The 16,517-nt window shown below is 63.2% G+C and carries 16 protein-coding genes and 2 pseudogenes; 5 read left to right on the top strand and 13 right to left on the bottom strand.

The window, feature by feature from the left end; translation table 11 throughout:
• Positions 1-3,177: an efflux RND transporter permease subunit gene (locus tag ACWUKX_RS10625; protein WP_456006502.1), complete on the top strand. Its 3,177-nt coding sequence runs from the start codon at positions 1-3 to the stop codon at positions 3,175-3,177.
• A 119-nt stretch (positions 3,178-3,296) separates the two neighbouring features.
• The gene (locus tag ACWUKX_RS10620) at positions 3,297-3,455 is read left to right on the top strand and encodes a DUF3309 family protein (protein WP_036267059.1); all 159 of its coding nucleotides are present in this window, start codon (positions 3,297-3,299) and stop codon (positions 3,453-3,455) included.
• A gap of 136 nt (positions 3,456-3,591) precedes the next feature.
• On the opposite strand, the pseudogene ACWUKX_RS10615 reads toward ACWUKX_RS10620, so the two are convergent.
• Positions 3,592-3,954 (bottom strand): annotated as a pseudogene (locus ACWUKX_RS10615) (oxidoreductase); the annotation flags it as partial.
• Between ACWUKX_RS10615 and ACWUKX_RS10610 the strand changes: the two are divergent.
• Positions 3,917-4,843 (top strand): annotated as a pseudogene (locus ACWUKX_RS10610) (LysR family transcriptional regulator). The pseudogenes ACWUKX_RS10615 and ACWUKX_RS10610 sit on opposite strands and share 38 nt — an antisense overlap.
• Here ACWUKX_RS10610 and ACWUKX_RS10605 read toward each other — a convergent pair.
• The 3 genes from ACWUKX_RS10605 to ACWUKX_RS10595 form a co-directional block, all read right to left on the bottom strand.
• On the bottom strand, positions 4,801-5,982 hold the full coding sequence (locus tag ACWUKX_RS10605) for an MFS transporter (RefSeq protein WP_456006499.1): 1,182 nt from the start codon (positions 5,980-5,982) through the stop codon (positions 4,801-4,803). The pseudogene ACWUKX_RS10610 and the gene ACWUKX_RS10605 overlap by 43 nt on opposite strands.
• Positions 5,983-6,114: 132 nt before the next feature.
• Positions 6,115-6,423, bottom strand: coding sequence for a DUF1244 domain-containing protein (locus ACWUKX_RS10600; RefSeq protein ID WP_456006496.1), 309 nt, complete (start codon positions 6,421-6,423; stop codon positions 6,115-6,117).
• A gap of 10 nt (positions 6,424-6,433) precedes the next feature.
• Positions 6,434-7,231, bottom strand: a complete 798-nt coding sequence (locus tag ACWUKX_RS10595) for an N-formylglutamate amidohydrolase (RefSeq protein ID WP_456006494.1) — start codon at positions 7,229-7,231, stop codon at positions 6,434-6,436.
• A gap of 244 nt (positions 7,232-7,475) precedes the next feature.
• Here ACWUKX_RS10595 and ACWUKX_RS10590 point away from each other — a divergent pair, with 244 nt between their 5' ends.
• A complete protein-coding gene (locus tag ACWUKX_RS10590) occupies positions 7,476-7,964 on the top strand; it encodes a DUF1036 domain-containing protein (protein WP_456006491.1) in 489 nt (162 codons plus the stop codon).
• The gene (pyk, locus tag ACWUKX_RS10585) at positions 7,961-9,397 is read left to right on the top strand and encodes a pyruvate kinase (RefSeq protein ID WP_456006488.1); all 1,437 of its coding nucleotides are present in this window, start codon (positions 7,961-7,963) and stop codon (positions 9,395-9,397) included. Before ACWUKX_RS10590 ends, pyk begins: the two co-directional genes overlap by 4 nt.
• Before the next feature lie 544 nt (positions 9,398-9,941).
• On the opposite strand, the gene ACWUKX_RS10580 is transcribed toward pyk, so the two are convergent.
• From ACWUKX_RS10580 to ACWUKX_RS10540, 9 genes are all read right to left on the bottom strand, one after another.
• Positions 9,942-10,526: a tetratricopeptide repeat protein gene (locus ACWUKX_RS10580; protein WP_456006485.1), complete on the bottom strand. Its 585-nt coding sequence runs from the start codon at positions 10,524-10,526 to the stop codon at positions 9,942-9,944.
• Positions 10,527-10,637: 111 nt separating this feature from the next.
• Positions 10,638-10,763: a type B 50S ribosomal protein L36 gene (ykgO, locus tag ACWUKX_RS10575; protein WP_006327841.1), complete on the bottom strand. Its 126-nt coding sequence runs from the start codon at positions 10,761-10,763 to the stop codon at positions 10,638-10,640.
• Positions 10,764-10,959: 196 nt separating this feature from the next.
• Complete coding sequence (locus ACWUKX_RS10570) at positions 10,960-12,036, bottom strand: 5-(carboxyamino)imidazole ribonucleotide synthase (protein WP_456006483.1); 1,077 nt, start codon at positions 12,034-12,036, stop codon at positions 10,960-10,962.
• Complete coding sequence (purE, locus tag ACWUKX_RS10565) at positions 12,033-12,530, bottom strand: 5-(carboxyamino)imidazole ribonucleotide mutase (protein ID WP_456006480.1); 498 nt, start codon at positions 12,528-12,530, stop codon at positions 12,033-12,035. The genes ACWUKX_RS10570 and purE overlap by 4 nt, the downstream gene beginning before the upstream one ends.
• Before the next feature lie 103 nt (positions 12,531-12,633).
• The gene (locus ACWUKX_RS10560) at positions 12,634-13,839 is read right to left on the bottom strand and encodes an aminotransferase class V-fold PLP-dependent enzyme (RefSeq protein ID WP_456006478.1); all 1,206 of its coding nucleotides are present in this window, start codon (positions 13,837-13,839) and stop codon (positions 12,634-12,636) included.
• Positions 13,840-13,864: 25 nt separating this feature from the next.
• Positions 13,865-14,326 carry a RidA family protein gene (locus tag ACWUKX_RS10555; protein WP_029348765.1) on the bottom strand — a complete coding sequence of 154 codons (462 nt, stop codon included), beginning with the start codon at positions 14,324-14,326 and terminating at the stop codon, positions 13,865-13,867.
• 35 nt (positions 14,327-14,361) lie between these two features.
• Positions 14,362-15,156: an amino acid ABC transporter ATP-binding protein gene (locus ACWUKX_RS10550; protein WP_456006476.1), complete on the bottom strand. Its 795-nt coding sequence runs from the start codon at positions 15,154-15,156 to the stop codon at positions 14,362-14,364.
• A gap of 4 nt (positions 15,157-15,160) precedes the next feature.
• Positions 15,161-15,811, bottom strand: coding sequence for an amino acid ABC transporter permease (locus ACWUKX_RS10545; protein WP_456006473.1), 651 nt, complete (start codon positions 15,809-15,811; stop codon positions 15,161-15,163).
• 1 nt (position 15,812) lies between these two features.
• Positions 15,813-16,478, bottom strand: a complete 666-nt coding sequence (locus tag ACWUKX_RS10540; RefSeq protein ID WP_456006471.1) for an amino acid ABC transporter permease — start codon at positions 16,476-16,478, stop codon at positions 15,813-15,815.
• Positions 16,479-16,517: the final 39 nt, after the last annotated feature.

The raw sequence follows: 16,517 nt of genomic DNA, 5'->3' as shown, positions 1-16,517 counted from the left end.
ATGGACATCGTCAAACTCGCAATCAACAATGCCCGGCTGACCATTTCGGTCCTGGTCTTCCTCATCCTTGCGGGTGCGGTCGCCTATCAGTCGACACCGAAGGAAGCGGAACCCGACGTTCCGATTCCCATGATGTATGTCAGCCTGATCTATCAGGGCATCTCGCCTGAGGATTCGGAACGCCTTCTGCTGCGGCCGATGGAAGCCAAGCTGAAAAGCCTCAAAGGTCTCAAGGAGATGCGTTCGGCCGCCTTCCAGGGCGGCGGTTACGTGCTGGTCGAATTCCACCCGCAGACGGATCTGGCGACGGCGTTGCAGGACACGCGCAGCAAGGTCCAGGATGGCAAGGCCGACCTGCCGCAGGCTGCCGAGGAGCCTGTAGTCTCCGAAGTCAACGTCTCCGAGTTCCCCGTCCTTGTCGTGACCCTGTCGGGCGAAGTGCCCGAGCGCATGCTGACGGCGGCGGCGCGCGAGTTGCGCGACCGCATCGAGGAACTGCCTGGCGTGCTGGAGGGCTCGCTGCAGGGCGCCCGCGACGATCTCGTCGAAGTCGTCATCGATCCGATGAAACTGTCTTCCTACGGGCTGCAGCTCGAGCAACTGATCGGCGCTGTCGGTGATTCCAACAGTCTTGTCGCCGCCGGCAACATCGAAGGATCCGAGGGCAAATACGCGGTCAAGGTGCCGTCGCTGATCGAGACGCCGGAGGACGTGGCGGCGCTTCCGATCGTCGCCGGCCCCAATGCCGTAGTGCAGGCAAAGGACATCGCCACCGTCCGCTCGACCTTCAAGGACGCCGAGACAATCACCCGCCTCGACGGCAAGCCGGCGATCGCCATTGAGGTGAAGAAGCGTATCGGCTCCAACCTGATCGACACGATCGCCCAGGTGAGGGCCGTGTCCGATGCCTTCATAAAAACCATGCCGGAAGGTATGCACGTCACCTACACGCAGGACAAATCGGTCTTCGTCAACCAGTTGCTCGGCGACCTGCAGAATCACGTCATGATCGCCGTGATCCTGGTGTTCATCGTCATTCTCTACGCGCTCTCGGGCCGTGCATCGCTGCTGATCGGATTGGCCATTCCATCGTCCTTCCTGATCGGCATCCTGCTGTTGGCCATGATGGGCTATACGATCAACATGATCGTGCTGTTCAGCCTCATCCTGGCGGTCGGCATGCTCGTCGATGACGCCATCATCGTCACCGAATTCGCCGAGCGGCGGATGAGCGAAGGCATGCCTAAGGCAGAGGCCTTCGCACTTGCCGCCAAGCGCATGGCCGGTCCAGTTATCGCCGCGACGATGACGCGCATCGCCGCCTTCTCGCCGCTGCTGTTCTGGCCGGGTATCATTGGCGATTTCATGAAATACATGCCGATCACGCTGATCGTCACGCTTTCGGCCTCGATGCTCTATGCGCTGGTCTTTGCGCCGGCGCTGGGCGCCCTGTTCGCCAAGGCGCCGCCGCATCACGAGAATGACAACCGCGACGGCTGGTACATGGCCGTGGTCAAGCAGGCGGTTCGCTTTCCCATTACCGTACTTCTGCTCACCGTTGGCCTTTTGTTCGGTGTCGGCTTTGCCTATTCGAAATACGGCGCCGGCGTCGAGTTCTTCCCGAATGTCGAGCCTGACTACGGCCTGCTGTATGTGCACGCCCGCGGCAACCTTTCGCTCGCCGAAATGGATGCCGCCACGAAGACCGCCGAAAACCGGCTTCTCGGCTGGCCGGGCGTGAAATCGGTCTATACCCGAGTCGGCAAGACGCAAGGCGGCGGCCAGGACATTCCTGAAGACGTGGTCGGCGTGATCCAGTACGAGTTCGTCGACTGGCGCGAGCGCAAATCGGCGAACGCGATCCTGGACGAACTGCGCGGCGTCATGGCCGGCATTCCCGGCGTCGACGTCGAGGTTCGCGTGCCCGAGGCCGGCCCGCCCACCGGCAAGCCGATTCAGATCAGGCTTTCGGCCGTCGACCCGAAAGGTCTCGACGACAAGGCGCGCGCCGTCGCCGCGCGCATTGCCAAGGTGCCCGGCGTCATCGACATTTCTGACGGCCTGCCGCCGCCCGGCGTCGACTGGGCGCTCGACGTCGATCGCGCCAAGGCGGCGCAATACGGCATCAGCCCGACCTCGGTCGGAACGGTTGTGCAACTGGTGACGAACGGGCTGAAGCTCAGTGAATACCGGCCAGCCGGTGCTGACGACGCCGTCGACATCAGGCTGCGTCTGCCCGAGGACCGGCGCACGCTGTCGACACTCGATGACCTCAGGGTGCAAACTTCGCAAGGTTCGGTGCCGATCTCGAATTTCGTCGTGCGCAAGCCCGAGCCGACCGTCGGTATCCTCAACCGCATCGACGGCGCGCGCACGGTGGTCGTCCAGGCCAATGTCGCCGCCGGCGAGCAAGTCGCTTCTGTCCAGCAGCAGGTCAGCCAGGCGGTCGCCGATATGGATCTCGGCAGCGGCATACGCTGGAAGCTCGCCGGCTCGAACGAGGACAGCGCCGAGGCCAGCGCCTTCCTCAGCAAGGCCTTCGGTGCCGCGATCTTCCTGATCTTCTTGGTGCTTCTGATGCAGTTCAACAAGTTCACCAGCGTCTGGCTGGTGCTGTCCTGCGTGGTTATGGCGACGGTCGGGGTGTTCCTGGGATTGCTTTTGACAGGAGAGGCGTTCGGCATCGTCATGTCGGGCATCGGCGTCATCGCGCTCGCCGGCGTGGTGGTGAATAACAACATCGTGCTGATCGACACTTATGACCGGCTGCGCGAAGAGGGCTGGGACAAGATGGACGCGGTGCTGCAGACCTGCCGTGAGCGTGCACGGCCGGTCGTGCTGACGGCGGTGTCGGCGATCCTCGGCGTGCTGCCGATCGCTTTCGGCCTCGGTCTCGAAATCTTCCATCACGAGACGACGATCAACGCGCCGTCGACGCAATGGTGGATATCGCTGTCGTCGGCGATCGTCTTCGGCCTGTCCTTCGCCACCTTGCTGACGCTGGTGGTGACACCGTCGATGCTGATGGTGTTCACGCGCAGTAAGAACAGCCGCTTCTATGCATTCTTCCGTCGGGTGTTCCGGCGCGGCAAGACAGTCGGTGCGACTGTCGAGGCCCCCGCAAGACCGGGCTCGCTTGACGAGTCGGCGATCGCCTTCCCGAAGGCCGCCGAATAGGCCAACTTTGCTTGGAGTGCCGAGCGTATTCTGATCGCGCAAAGAAAAGGCCGCCGGGAACAACCCAGCGGCCTTTTGCATTGTCCTGCCATACAACACCTTAAAGCGGGGAGTTTCTCATGACGCTCAGCACCATTCTCGTCATCATTCTGATCCTCATTCTGATCGGCGCGGTGCCGGCATGGCCTCATTCGCGTTCCTGGGGTTATGGTCCCTCCGGCATCGTCGGCGTCATCCTGATCGTGCTGCTGGTGTTGCTGCTGATGGGCAGGATTTGACCCGGAGTTTGGTGCGCTCGACAACGTACAGCGCTGCGCGCCTTCTGAGGGCGCAGCGCTGTAGCATTTGATTTTCGCTTGGTCCTTTCCGAGCCTTCGGTTCGGATCATCCGCTGGGTAGTGGCCGCTTTCCGTTTCAGGCAGCTTTCGAAACGCCGTCAATCGTGGCGACACTGAGATCATCGAGAGCCTCGGCCACTGCCTTATGCAGGGGCGTATGCGGGATCGTGCCGATGATGCCTTCCAGCCTTGCCGAGACCAGCCGGTGCGGTTCGAAGCGCAGATAGGACATCGAGACGAGCTCGCGCCACATTGCCACGAACGGGCTGCCAGCGCGCAGCACCCACCACGGCATCGACGTCAGTTTCAGCGTGCGCCCGAGCGCTTTTTCCGCGGCCGCCTTGATCTCAAGATCGGTAACGGCGTGGCCGGGAAAGTTCAGCGCTTCGTAGGAGCCCAGCTTGTCGAGATTCTCGGCTAGCCCGACGAACGCCTGGGCCAAGAGTTTCGTCACAGTGGCGGAAACCCGGCAGCCTGTCCGCTGCCGCCCGCAAGCTGGCTGCAAGCCAGCCGACGCTCGGCCGCCATATCGCCGAGCTGGAGCAGGCGCTCGGTGTCACCCTGTTCCGGCGCGGGCGGCGCGGCTATGCGCTGACGTAAGCCGGCAGCACGCTTTACGAACGCGGCCGGGCAGTGAGCGAGCAGGCAAGCGCCTTTTCGCTATTGGCGCTGAGATCGGTCGAGGCGATCGAGGGCACGGTGCGTATTGCCGCCAGCGAGGTGGTGGCGGCCTATGTCCTGCCCGAGATGACGGCTCGGCTGGGCGGCGAGGAACCCGGCATCGAGTTCGAGATCGTCGCGTCGAACCAGGTCGAGAATCTTTTGCGCCGCGATGCAGACATCGCCATCCGCATTGTCAAGCAGGCGCAGAACGAACTGGTGGCGCGTAAAGTGACAGACATTCCGCTCCGCGCCTGCGCGGCAAAATCCTATCTCGACCGGCGGGGCCGTCCGCGCGAGCCCGGCGATCTTGCCGGCCACGATCTGATCGGCTTCGACCGCAGCGATGAGATCATTCGCGGCTTTGCCCAGTCTGGTGTCCGCTCACCCGCAATGCCTTTCGCTCCAGGACCGACAACCAAATCGTGCTTTGGGAGGCGGTGCGGGCGGGAAACGGCATCGGCTTCGGCCAGGAGCCGCTGGCCGATCGCGATCCGCTGGTGGAGACAGTGCTGCCGGGCCTCGCGCTGCCGGCGCTGCCGGTATGGCTGGCCATGCACCGGGACGTGCGCAGCAGCCGTGCGCATCCGCCGTGTCGCGGATTCCTCTATGAGGAGTTGAAACGCTATTCGGCTGGTGCTGCGTCGGGCGCGAATTCGGCGCGGTGAGCGAGGCCGGCCATCAAAAATACGACGACCAGCAGTCCCGACAAAGCCACGAAGATCGGACCGAAGCTTGAATGCTCGGCGATGAAGCCGATTGCCGACGGCGCCACCAGAATGCCGGAATAGCCCATGGTGGTGACGACGCTCATGCCGGTGCCGGACGACATGCCTTCCTGGTTGCCGCCGGCCGAAAACAGGATCGGCACCATATTGGCGATGCCGAAGCCGCAAAAGGCAAAGGCTGAGATGGCGAGCCAGGGCGAGGGCGCCACCCCGGCCACCAGCATGCCGGCGGCGGCGACAAGCGCCGAGACGCGCAGCGTCGTCACGGCACCGAATCGGTTGCGGACTCCGTCGCCAGCGAAGCGCATGACGGCCATGACGCCGGAAAAAGCGGCGTAGGCCAAACCCGCTATGGCAAGGTCGGTGCCGAGTTCCTGTTGCAGGTAAAGCGCCGCCCAGTCGAGCACCGCACCCTCGGAGATCATCGTCAGCAGCGCCATCAGTCCGACCAGATAGACCAGCGGATTTCCGGGCAGCGCGAATTTGTGATGGTCGGTCACCTGAGGCTTATCCTCGGCGATCAGGTAGCGGACTGCCACTGCAATCACTGCGAAAGCGAGAGCCGTCACGACCATCGCATGGGCGAGATGACCGTAGTTCTGGATGGCGAAGCCGCCGAGAGCGCCGCCGGCGAAACCGCCAAGGCTCCAGAAGCCGTGCGAGGACGACATGATGGCGCGGGACAACCGCCGTTCCACCACGACCGCATTGGCGTTCATAGCGACATCCATGCCGCCGATCGAACCGCCGAAGATGAACATGGCTATGGCCGCCAGCGGCACGTTGGGGGCAAGCGCCACAACCAGCAGGCCGAAGCTGCCGATGAGACCGAACCAGCGCAGCACGGTGCGCGAACCATGCCTAGAGATCAGGTGGCCGCACCAAGTCATGGCTGTGACCGCGCCGGCGCCGAACAGCAAGATCAGCAGGCCAAGCGTAAATTTGCTGATATCCAGCCGGGTCAGGACCACCGGGATCTGCGGCGCCCAGGCGCCGGTCAGAAAACCATTGGCGAGGAAGATGGCCGCCACGGCCCATCGTCCACGAATGGCGGTCTGCATGATTTTTAGCGTGTCCATCGTGTAGAATCCGGTGCCAAAATAGCTTCGCGCGGCAAATTAGATCGATTCAATCCTCAGTCAAGCGCTCGTTCTTGAAAGTGCTTGGGCCAAGCTACTCGCTTGAACTCGAGGTTGGTGAGAGCCGATCGGTTAGTGATCCCTGGGGCGTCTTGCCTCGAACTCCGCCTTCTTGGCATCGGAGGCATCAGTCTGGTTGAGCGCCTGCCATTCGGCATAGGGCATGCCGTAGATGATCTCGCGCGATTGGTCCTTGCTGAGATCGACGCCCTCGGCCTCCGCGGCGTCGCGATACCAGTTGGAGAGACAGTTGCGGCAGAAGCCGGCGAGGTTCATCAGGTCGATGTTCTGCACGTCCGTGCGTTCGCGCAGATGCGCGACCAGCCGGCGGAAGGCGGCGGCTTCGAAATCGCGTTGTTGCTCGTCGCTGAGTTCCGTCATCGAAACCTCCTTACAGCGGCCCGGTGCGCGAGCCGAATCGTTTGACGTGATGTATATCGGGACGGCGGTTGATCGCGTCAACGATCGGCGCCAGCCGTTCGGCCCAGGCGACCGCATCCTTCCGACCGGCGATCAGGTCCTGACGGATTTCGATCAGCGCATGGGCAAAGCCGTTGACTATGGCATGCCTGAACATGGTGTCGCCGCGCAATGCGCCGTCATAGGGCTCGTTGTCGCCAACGATAAGGCTTTTGTCCTCGGCAAGCATTTCGATCAGCGGTCGCGCCACCCGGTCGTCGCGATCCCACAAGACACCAACATGCCAAGGGCGCACGAAACCCTGCATGAATGGGGTGAAGGAATGTACCGAAAAGATGAAGGGCGCGCTTGCGGAAGCCTGTGCCACCGAGGCGATCATAGCGCCGACCGCATCGTGATAGGGCCGATAGAAGCGGTCGAGCCGCCTTTCACGTTCTTTCAAGGCAAGTGGGTAATTTCCCGAAACGACGGTGCCGTCATAGAGTTGGCGGATCAGCGTCGGATCGTCCTCGCCGCGATTGGGATCGATCAGAAGTCGCGAAAAATTGGCGAGTACCGCCGGCACGCCGAGCAAAGCTGCCAGTTCGCGCGTCACCGTCTCGACACCGATGTCGTAGGCGATATGGCGATCGAATTCCGCCGCCGGCAAACCGAGGCTGCCATACTCTTCCGGCAAGTCGCGACGGGCGTGGTCGGCCAAAAGCACGATGCCTCGCTTGCGGTCGCCCTCGACGATGTCGAAAGGCGCGAAAACTGTGGATCGGGTCATCGGCGGGAAATGGTCTGTTCGCTGGCTTCCGGGGAGGATGGTATCGTCATTCCACGAAGGGGATGATTACGCAATGCCGTCGTTTGGCCCGGTTTCTGCGGAATTCTGGCGGAAGGCAAAAGATCGGGCGCTGAAGCCTTTCTAAATCGATTGGAATTGAGCAAAAGGGCGCGTTGACATGCGCCCGGACTTTTCCGAAAAGGGGCGTTGAGAGATGCGAATGTGGTTCTTGAGGGATTTCAGGATGGGTTCCGCCGGCAGGCCGCGCGTGCGCTATGCCTTCGCCATGCCGCTCCTCACCCTTGCTGTGGGCCTCGGCGCGATGGTTGCGGCTTCGCCGGCGCGCGCCGATTTCCGTGTCTGCAACGCCACGCAGAACCTGGTCGGCGTCGGCATCGGCTATCGCGCCAAAGCCGGCTGGATCACCGAAGGCTGGTGGCACATCGAGGGATCGAGCTGCAAGACGCTGATCGAAGGGCCGCTGTCATCAAGATTTTACTATCTTTATGCAGAAGACGCCGAGCGCGGCGGGCGCTGGGATGGCCCGATCAACATGTGCGTGGCCGAAAAAGAGTTCAAGATCGCCGGCGTTACCGATTGCGTCGCCCGGGGCTTCCAGCGCGCCGGATTCCAGGAATATGACACGGGCGAGCAGGCAAGCTGGATGGTCCAGCTGACCGATGACCCCGCAACGGGGGGCGTTCCAGCCGCCCCGGGAACAAACAGTCAATGAGACGCAGCCGCAAGGTCAAGATACTCGCCACTATCGGTCCGGCCTCCTCCTCCGAGGACATGCTGAAGAAGCTCTTCGAAGCCGGCGCCGACGTGTTTCGCATCAATATGAGCCACACCGATCATGAATTGATGCGCACACTTGTCGGTCGCATCCGCACCGTCGAGACAGCGGTCGGCCGGCCGATCGGCATTCTCGCCGATCTGCAGGGGCCCAAGCTGCGGGTCGGCAAGTTTGCCAACGGCAAAGAGACGCTGACACTCGGCCAGACCTTCACGCTCGACGACAATCCCGAGCCCGGCAATTCGACCAGGGTCTATCTGCCCCACCCGGAAATCCTGAGATCGGTCGAGGCCGGTCACCGCCTTTTGATCGACGACGGCAAGCTCGAGCTGAAGGCGGTGAAGAGCGACGGCAAGGCGATCGTCTGCATCGTCGTCGCCGGCACCAGCATCTCCGACAAGAAGGGCGTCAGCCTGCCCGACACCGACCTGCCGGTCGGCGCGCTGACCGAAAAGGACCGCAGGGATCTCGATGCGGTGCTGGCCACCGGCGTCGACTGGGTGGCGCTGTCATTCGTCCAGCGTCCGGAGGATTTGGCGGAAGCGCGCAAGATCGCGCGCGGCCGGGCGCTCATCATGGCCAAGATCGAAAAGCCTCAGGCCGTCGCCCGGCTGCCCGAGATCATCGAACTTTCGGATGCCTTGATGGTTGCCCGCGGCGATCTCGGCGTCGAAATGCCGCTCGAAGCCGTGCCCGGCATCCAGAAGCAGATCACCCGCGCCGCGCGCCGCGCCGGCAAGCCCGTGGTGATCGCCACGCAGATGCTGGAATCGATGATCACCGCGCCGGTTCCAACCCGCGCCGAGGTGTCGGACGTCTCGATCGCCGTGTTCGAAGGCGCCGACGCCATCATGCTCTCGGCCGAGTCCGCGGCCGGCGCCTACCCGGTCGAGGCAGTGGCGATGATGAACCGCATCGCCAGCAAGGTCGAAACCGACCCGACCTATGCAGGCATCATCAATGCGCAGCGCTCGGAGCCGGAAGCGACCGGCGCCGACGCCATCTCGCTCGCCGCCCGCGAAATCGCCGAGACGCTGAAACTGTCGGCGATCATCAGCTATACGGCGTCGGGCACGACCGGCCTGCGCGCCGCACGCGAGCGGCCGCAGGTGCCGATCGTCGCGCTGTCGCCTATCGTCAACACGGCGCGGCGGCTGTCGCTTCTGTGGGGCACGCATTGCGTCGTCTCGCCCGACGCCATTGACCTCGACGACATGGTCGACCGCGCCTGCCGCATCGCTTTGGACGAGGGGTTCGGCAAGCCGGGCGATCGGGTCATCATCACGGCCGGCGTGCCGCTGAGGACGCCTGGCTCCACCAACATGCTGCGCATCGCCTATGTCGGATCGGACGTGCAGGCCAGAGGCTAATGCAAGTCGCCCAAAATGCGCAGCGATCTTGGGATGAAAACAGACATCCAAAGCGCGTCGCATGAATCTCTTCAAACGCGACGGGCTTTTAAGCCGCTCAACGGCGAATTCACCAAGCTGACGCCTTGCCTCTATGGGACCATGAGCGCAGCGACTTACTGGCTGCGACCGAATCAAGTCGGTGAGGCGACGGCGAGTACGATCGAGATTATCAGCAAGAGCGGCCCCATCCATTTGAAATGGCTGGGAAGGCGTGCCAACCAGGCCCGTTGTCCAGCCTGGGGTTGGTTTGGCATCTGGAGAAACCCGTAGCCGATGCCCGACATCCATAGGCCGACGCAAAACATTATAAATTCATCGATATAAGCTGCAATCATGACAGCCCAACTCTCCTAATCCTGGACAGGAAACCACACGTGGCGCTCACCGACAAGCAGCGCCGAGATAGGTGAAGCGAGATTGCAATGGCATGACCACCGCAAGAGGACAACAGTTTGAAATTACCGTGGCAGCGTCGCAGTCGAGGCGCACTGGCCTGCCGGTATTAAATACCTTCGCCGGCAAGTTCTTCCGAAAGCGTGCCGACCTGATCCTGGGCGCTGCGCATCATCGGGTAGATACTGAGCACGCGCTGCCAGGCTTCCAGCGCCGACTGCTTGTGGCCGGTTACGGCCATGATCTGCGCCAGGCCGGACAGTGCGCCAAAATGGCGCGGCTCGAGCTGCAGCGTGCGGTCGATGTCCGCCATCGATTTCCCAAAATTATGCATCATGAAATGTACGGTGGCGCGCCGGTTCCAGCCTTCCGCATAGGCCGGTTGCAAGGTCACCACCTGGTCGAGGAAGTCGAGCGCCACGTCGAACTTTTTTTCTTCGGCCGCCTTTTGCGACCATTGCATCATCAGGTCGATCGAGGCGCTGCCGGATTGCGACCACTCGTGCGAGATGCGCGCGGCGATGCGCTCGGCGGCCTTTTCATTGCGCTCGCGCTTCAGGTCGACAAACAGCTGGTCGAGCCTTGCCTCCCTGGTCGTGGCAACCGGAGGGGCGACCGCGTCGTCCGCTTGAGCCGGAAGCGAGGCGGAACCGAAAAGAAAAAGCGCCGCGAAGAATGCAAAGAGAATCCGCATGACCGGAATCTAACCCCGGACAGCAGATCGTCAAACTGAATTTAGCGTGAAAGGGCCGGCAGGCCGGCAAATCCTGCAAGCGCGGAGGCAGGCGCCCCCACGCGAAAAGACTCAGCCCTGGCGTGCCTTGTAGCGCGGAGCGGTCTTGTTGATGATGTAGACGCGGCCCTTGCGGCGAACCAGCTGGTTGTCGCGGTGACGCGCCTTGAGCGCCTTGAGCGAATTCTTGATCTTCATGGTCTTGCCCGTCGGTCTGGGCCCGCTTGGGCCGAATTATTAAGGCGCGCTCGGAAAGCGCGCCTCTCAACTTGTGCGTGGCTCATAAACGAGGAGCCTTGCCCGTGTCAACCGCAGCATGCTTCATGGATGAAGCCAGTGTGGCGGATTTTGAGTTTCTGCTCTATCTACGGCAGTAGAGGGGCGCCCCCTAGCCTCAACGGTGACGGCTCATTCGCGTAAAATGGCCCATCTTGCGGCCGGGGCGCGCTTCGGCCTTGCCGTAGAGATGCAGCATCAGATCGGGCTCGGCGAGCAGGGCCGGGACGCGCAGGACATCGTCGCCGATCAGGTTCTCCATGACGCAGTCGAGATGGCGGCCGGGATTTCCCAGCGGCAGGCCGGCGACGGCGCGAATGTGCTGCTCGAACTGCGAGACAATGCAGGCGGCTTCCGTCCAGTGGCCGGAATTGTGGACGCGCGGCGCGATCTCATTGGCCAGCAGCGCGCCGTCGGCAAGGACGAAGAACTCGATGCCGATGACACCGACATAATCGAGCGCCGCAAGTATTTTTGCCGCCGCCGCCTGCGCTGCAGCGGCGGTTTCGGACCCTATCCTGGCCGGCAGGGTCGAGCGGTGCAGGATGCCGTCACGGTGGACGTTTTCTGCCGGATCGTAGGCGGCGAGCGAACCATCCATGCCGCGCGCCGCGATCACCGAAATCTCCCGTTCGAAGTCGACGAAGGATTCGAGGATCAACGGCACGTTGCCCATCGCCTCGCAGATGCCGGCAAAGCCGCCCGTTTCCATGTTGCGGAACACGCGCTGGCCCTTGCCGTCATAGCCCATGCGCCGCGTCTTCAATATGCCGCTGCCGTCGAACTTTTTCAGCGCCGCCGTCAACTCGTCGTCATTGTCGACGGGACAGAAATCTGCCGTGGGAATGCCGATGCCGTTGAGGAATTTCTTCTCCGCCACCCGGTCCTGCGCCACTTCCAGCGCGCGTGCCGGCGGATAGACCGGGACTGTGACGGCAAGCACGCTGGCGGCCATGACCGGCACGTTCTCGAACTCATAGGTGACGACGGCGCTGACTGCCGCCAGTTCGGCGAGCGCAGCCGTGTCGTCATAAGCGGCGGCAATCTGCCGGTTGGCGACCTGTGCCGCCGGGCAATCCGGCTGCGGCTCCAGCACGACCGTGCGGTAGCCGAGGCGGGCGGCGGCCATGGCCAGCATGCGGCCGAGCTGGCCGCCGCCGATGATGCCGATGGTCGATCCGGCAGACAGACTCATGGCGTGTCCGTGGGCTCTGCGGCGACCTTGGCGGTCTGGGCGGCGCGCCAGGCATCGAGCCGGGCGGCGAGCTTTTCGTCGGTCAGCGCCAGCACGGCCGCGGCCAGAAGGGCGGCATTTGTGGCGCCCGCCTTGCCGATGGCCAGCGTGCCGACCGGGATGCCGGCCGGCATCTGCACGATAGAGAGCAGCGAGTCCTGTCCGGAAAGCGCGTTCGATTCTACCGGTACGCCAAAAACGGGAAGCGGCGTCATCGCCGCCGTCATGCCCGGCAGGTGCGCCGCACCGCCGGCGCCGGCGATGATCACCCGAAAACCGGCGGCCTTGGCGCCCTTGGCGAAGTCATAGAGCCGGTCGGGAGTGCGATGAGCCGAAACGATCAGCCGCTTGTGCGGGATGCCCAGTGCCTCCAGCGTTTCGGCGGCGTTGCGCATCGTCGCCCAGTCGGACTGGCTGCCCATGATGATGGCGACGTCGGCGCGGTGATCGTCCAAGCTTCTGCTCCCGGCGGCAAAGGCGCGCATTAGCGGAATTCGGGATCGACGGCAAGCATGCGATGCCTTTGCGCAGCATTCGGGCGCAAGGCGCCATCGTTCCCTAATCCGGCCAGCGCAAGGCGCCGGCGCTATCCTTGCGAGCCGACTTCATGGCATCCGCAGGACGGTCACTTGCGCTCAACACTTCCCGCAGGCGCTCGGCTACGATCTCCGCCTCGCCAGGATGAAGGTTGCAAGGGTCGAGGAAGAAGTGACCGCGCTCGACCTCGTGGTTGCGGACGATAACGGGAGGCGAACCTGCCGCCAGCGCCGAGGCAAGGCCAGCGGCGGTGAACCTGCTTTCGGGCGTAACAAACACCTGCAGGCGGTCGAGCGGATTGCTGGTCGGATCGGGAATGATATGCGCGGCGATACCGGGCAGCCCTTGCAATGCGTCTCTCCACAGATGCAAAGCCACTTCTTCCCGCTTGCGGATGCCGGCATGGTCGCGCCGCTCCCAGGCCTCCAGGGCGGCCATGGTGCCGGCGATGCTTTCCTTGCCGATTTTCATCGCCCGCGCAACGCCACGATTCTGCAGATAGGCGGCCCGCACCAGATCCTTGCGCCCGGTGACGATGCCGCTTGTCGGTCCGCTGAGGAATTTGTGCCCGCTATAGACGACAACGTCGGCGCCGCGTGCGAGAAAGCCGCGCAAATCGTATTCGGAGGCGGCGTCAACGATCACCGGGACGCCCCTGGCATGGCAGATTTCACAGAATTCCTCGAGCGAAAGCATGCCGTATTGCACGGTGTGATGCGCAACGACATAGAGGCCTGCCGCGGTACGGTCGTGGATCGCCTCGCGCACATGATAGTCCTGCGTCACGCTGACAGTGCCGGCCGGTACGGCCCTGGCCCCGGCAAGCCGGATCGACTGGTCGATCGGCGCGCCGTAGTTGACGATGTGGCCGAGTTGGACGATGACCTCCGACTTGAGGCTTTCGGTGTCGTCCGGCAGCCGCTCGATCGCCAGAAGATTGGTGCCGGTCATTGTACCGGCAATCGCCATGGTGATGCCGCTGGCGCAGCAGGCCGTGATGAAGCCGGCCTCGCCTCCGGTGAGGCGCGCGACGACCGTGCTTGCGGCGCGTTGCAGGTCGTCCATCTCCACCCACTGCGACGCGATCTCCGACATCGCGGCGATCGCTTCCGGGACGATGATCGAGGCGCCGAGCGCTGTCATCGTGCCGGAAACGTTGATGATCGGGCGGAGGCCGAGCCGTTCGCGAATTGTCGTGTTGGAGCCGTTTGGCGAATAGGTTTTCATTTTTGCGGATCCCATTTGGTACACATCAGGCGGCGATCTCGACCACCGCCTCGATTTCGACAGTGATGTTGCCCGGCAATGAGCCGACACCGATCGCCGAGCGGGCGTGCCCGCCGATATTATCAAAGACAGCGGCGAAAAGATCGGAGCAGCCGTTGACCACTTTCGGATGGTCACTGAAGGTCGGGATGGCGTTAACGAAGCCAAGCAGCTTGACGACGCGCACGATGCGGCCGAGGTCGCCTGCCGCGGCGTGCATGACGGCGAGCAGGTTCAGGCCGGTGAGACGGGCATGCCTATAGGCCTCCTCCACCGTGACGTCCTCGCCCACCTTGCCCGTACAAAGCGTGCCGTCGGCGCGCAACGGCCCCTGGCCGGAGAGGAAGATCAGCCGCCCGCTTTCGGCGTGGGTGACGAAGTTGGCGATCGGCGCCGGCGGCTCGGGCAGCGTCAAGCCCAATTCGGCGAGCCGGATGTAAGGCGTCATGAAAGGCTCCTTGCGACAGCTTTCGCCGTCCGATGTCAGAAATGCGAGGCACGAAACCGCGCCAGGAAACTGCGGAGACGCTCATTGTCGATCTCGGTGCCCAGAATCTCGGCAGGCGGGCCTGCGGCGCTGACGCCGCCATCCGCCATGAAGACGATGCGGCTCGAGGCGTCGCGCGCAAAGGCCATCTCGTGCGTGACCATCACCATCGTCATGCCGTCCTCGGCCAGGCTGCGCACGACCTCGAGCACCTCGCCGACGAGTTCCGGGTCGAGCGCGGATGTTATCTCGTCGAGAAGCAGGATTTTCGGCTCCATCGCCACCGCCCGGGCGATGCCGACACGCTGCTGCTGGCCGCCGGAAAGCTCGGCGGGCAGGCTGTCGGCCTTGTGGGCGAGGCCGACCCGGCCGAGCCAGTGCTCGGCAATGGCACGTGCTTCGGTACTGCTCTTGCCGCGCACCTTGCGCAGGCCAAGCATGATGTTGCCGGCCGCCGTCAGATGCGGAAACAGATTGAAACTCTGGAACACCATTCCGGTTTCGGCGCGCATCTTCGCCAGGTCGCGCTCGCTGCGGCGCTGGCGTGTTCCTGTGTCGCGGAAGCCGACCTCCTTGCCGTCGATGCGGATGGAGCCGCTGTCGTAGCTCTCCAGGAAGTTGACGCAGCGCAGCAGCGTGGTCTTGCCGCTGCCGGAAGGTCCGATGACAGTCACCACCTCGCCGCGTGTCACCTGCAGGCTGACGGAGCGCAGGACCTCGACGGATCCAAAGGATTTGGAAACCTCGGAGACATCGAGAAGCGCCGGATTGGCGGGCGGGGTGATGAGCATATTGCTATTCCCGGATAAAGGAGAAACGCCGCTCCAACCGTCGGCTGGCCAGGGAGAGGGCGTAATTGACGACCAAGTAGATGACCGCACCGAGGATGTAGAGCGGCATCGCCTCGTAGGTGCGGCCGATGACCTGGTTGATGGCGTGCATCAGGTCGGTGATGCCGAGCAGCGAGACCAGCGCGCTGCCCTTCACCGCATCGGTGACGCCATTGATCCAAGGCGGCAGAAAGCGCCTGAACGCTTGCGGGAAGATGACATAAGCCAGTCGCTGGCGAAAGGTCAGCCCGATCGCCATCGCCGCTTCGGACTGCCCCTTCGGTATGGAACCGACCGCACCGCGCAGATACTCGATGACCTGCGCCGTCTTGAACAGGGTGAGTGCTAGCACGGCTGCCCAGAAGGATTCCAGATGGATGCCGACGGCAGGCAGGCCGTAATAGACGAAGAAGATGAGCACCAGGATCGGAATGCCGCGTATGGTGTCGCTGAAAATCCGCACCGCCCAGCGCAGCGGAGCCGGGCCATAGACAAGGCCGACGCCCATCATCACGCCGGCGACGAGCGACAACACCACGACCAGCAGCGACACCCATAGTGTCACGGCAAAACCCTGGGCCAGGAAAGGCAAGGCATAGGCGATCTGGCCAAGCATCCTAGTGCGCCGCCCTGAACCGGCGCTCGACAAGCCGAAGCGCATAAAGAAGCGCATAGCCGGTCAAGAGGTACATCGCCGTCACTACAAGATAGACCTCGACGATGCGGAAGGTGTTGAAGTTGATCCACTGGGCGCCGTAGGTGAGCTCGGGCACCGAAATGACCGAGGCAACGGACGTGTCCTTGAACAGCGATAGGAACGTGTTGGAAAGCGCGGGCAGCGTTATCCGCAACATCGTCGGCAGGCGCACATGGACCAGCCTTTGCCAGGGCGTCAGGCCGATCGCCTTGCCGGCGTCGAGCTGTCCGCGCGGAACCGCTTCGAGCCCCGAGCGGAACACCTCGACCAGATAAGCGCCGCTATAGAGCGACAGCGTGGCAATGAATGAGGTCTGCGCGCTGTAAGCGATGTTGACCACCGTCGGCAGGCCGTAGAAGACGAGATAGACGAGCAGGATCAGCGGCACGTTGCGGATGAACTCGACATAGGCGGCGATGACGGTCCGCACCGCACGCCCGGCCGACACGTACCAGACCGCCAGAAGCAGCCCGATGACGATGCCGATCGCGATGGAGATCACGGCCAGCTCGAGGCTGAGCAGCAGCCCTCCCCAGAGCTTGTCGAAATGCCGCCAGATCAGGTTGAAGTTTAGGGTATAGCCCATGTGTCCCTGTGATATCGAGGGCCGTCGACGAGAAGGAGG

It is taken from the genome of Mesorhizobium sp. f-mel, assembly GCF_053850215.1.
This window is presented reverse-complemented; position numbering and strand designations above follow the sequence as displayed.

What these genes read in the sequence shown, in the direction of transcription:
- ACWUKX_RS10605 (WP_456006499.1), bottom strand. Translation starts at nt 5,982, where the DNA reads ATGGACACGCTAAAAATCATGCAGACCGCCATTCGTGGACGATGGGCC.
- ACWUKX_RS10545 (WP_456006473.1), bottom strand. Translation starts at nt 15,811, where the DNA reads ATGCTTGGCCAGATCGCCTATGCCTTGCCTTTCCTGGCCCAGGGTTTT.
- ACWUKX_RS10540 (WP_456006471.1), bottom strand. Translation starts at nt 16,478, where the DNA reads ATGGGCTATACCCTAAACTTCAACCTGATCTGGCGGCATTTCGACAAG.
- ACWUKX_RS10600 (WP_456006496.1), bottom strand. Translation starts at nt 6,423, where the DNA reads ATGACGGAACTCAGCGACGAGCAACAACGCGATTTCGAAGCCGCCGCC.
- ykgO (WP_006327841.1), bottom strand. Translation starts at nt 10,763, where the DNA reads ATGAAGATCAAGAATTCGCTCAAGGCGCTCAAGGCGCGTCACCGCGAC.
- ACWUKX_RS10555 (WP_029348765.1), bottom strand. Translation starts at nt 14,326, where the DNA reads ATGACGCCTTACATCCGGCTCGCCGAATTGGGCTTGACGCTGCCCGAG.
- ACWUKX_RS10580 (WP_456006485.1), bottom strand. Translation starts at nt 10,526, where the DNA reads ATGCGGATTCTCTTTGCATTCTTCGCGGCGCTTTTTCTTTTCGGTTCC.
- ACWUKX_RS10595 (WP_456006494.1), bottom strand. Translation starts at nt 7,231, where the DNA reads ATGACCCGATCCACAGTTTTCGCGCCTTTCGACATCGTCGAGGGCGAC.
- ACWUKX_RS10550 (WP_456006476.1), bottom strand. Translation starts at nt 15,156, where the DNA reads ATGCTCATCACCCCGCCCGCCAATCCGGCGCTTCTCGATGTCTCCGAG.
- ACWUKX_RS10620 (WP_036267059.1), top strand. Translation starts at nt 3,297, where the DNA reads ATGACGCTCAGCACCATTCTCGTCATCATTCTGATCCTCATTCTGATC.
- pyk (WP_456006488.1), top strand. Translation starts at nt 7,961, where the DNA reads ATGAGACGCAGCCGCAAGGTCAAGATACTCGCCACTATCGGTCCGGCC.
- ACWUKX_RS10570 (WP_456006483.1), bottom strand. Translation starts at nt 12,036, where the DNA reads ATGAGTCTGTCTGCCGGATCGACCATCGGCATCATCGGCGGCGGCCAG.
- ACWUKX_RS10560 (WP_456006478.1), bottom strand. Translation starts at nt 13,839, where the DNA reads ATGAAAACCTATTCGCCAAACGGCTCCAACACGACAATTCGCGAACGG.
- ACWUKX_RS10625 (WP_456006502.1), top strand. Translation starts at nt 1, where the DNA reads ATGGACATCGTCAAACTCGCAATCAACAATGCCCGGCTGACCATTTCG.
- ACWUKX_RS10590 (WP_456006491.1), top strand. Translation starts at nt 7,476, where the DNA reads ATGGGTTCCGCCGGCAGGCCGCGCGTGCGCTATGCCTTCGCCATGCCG.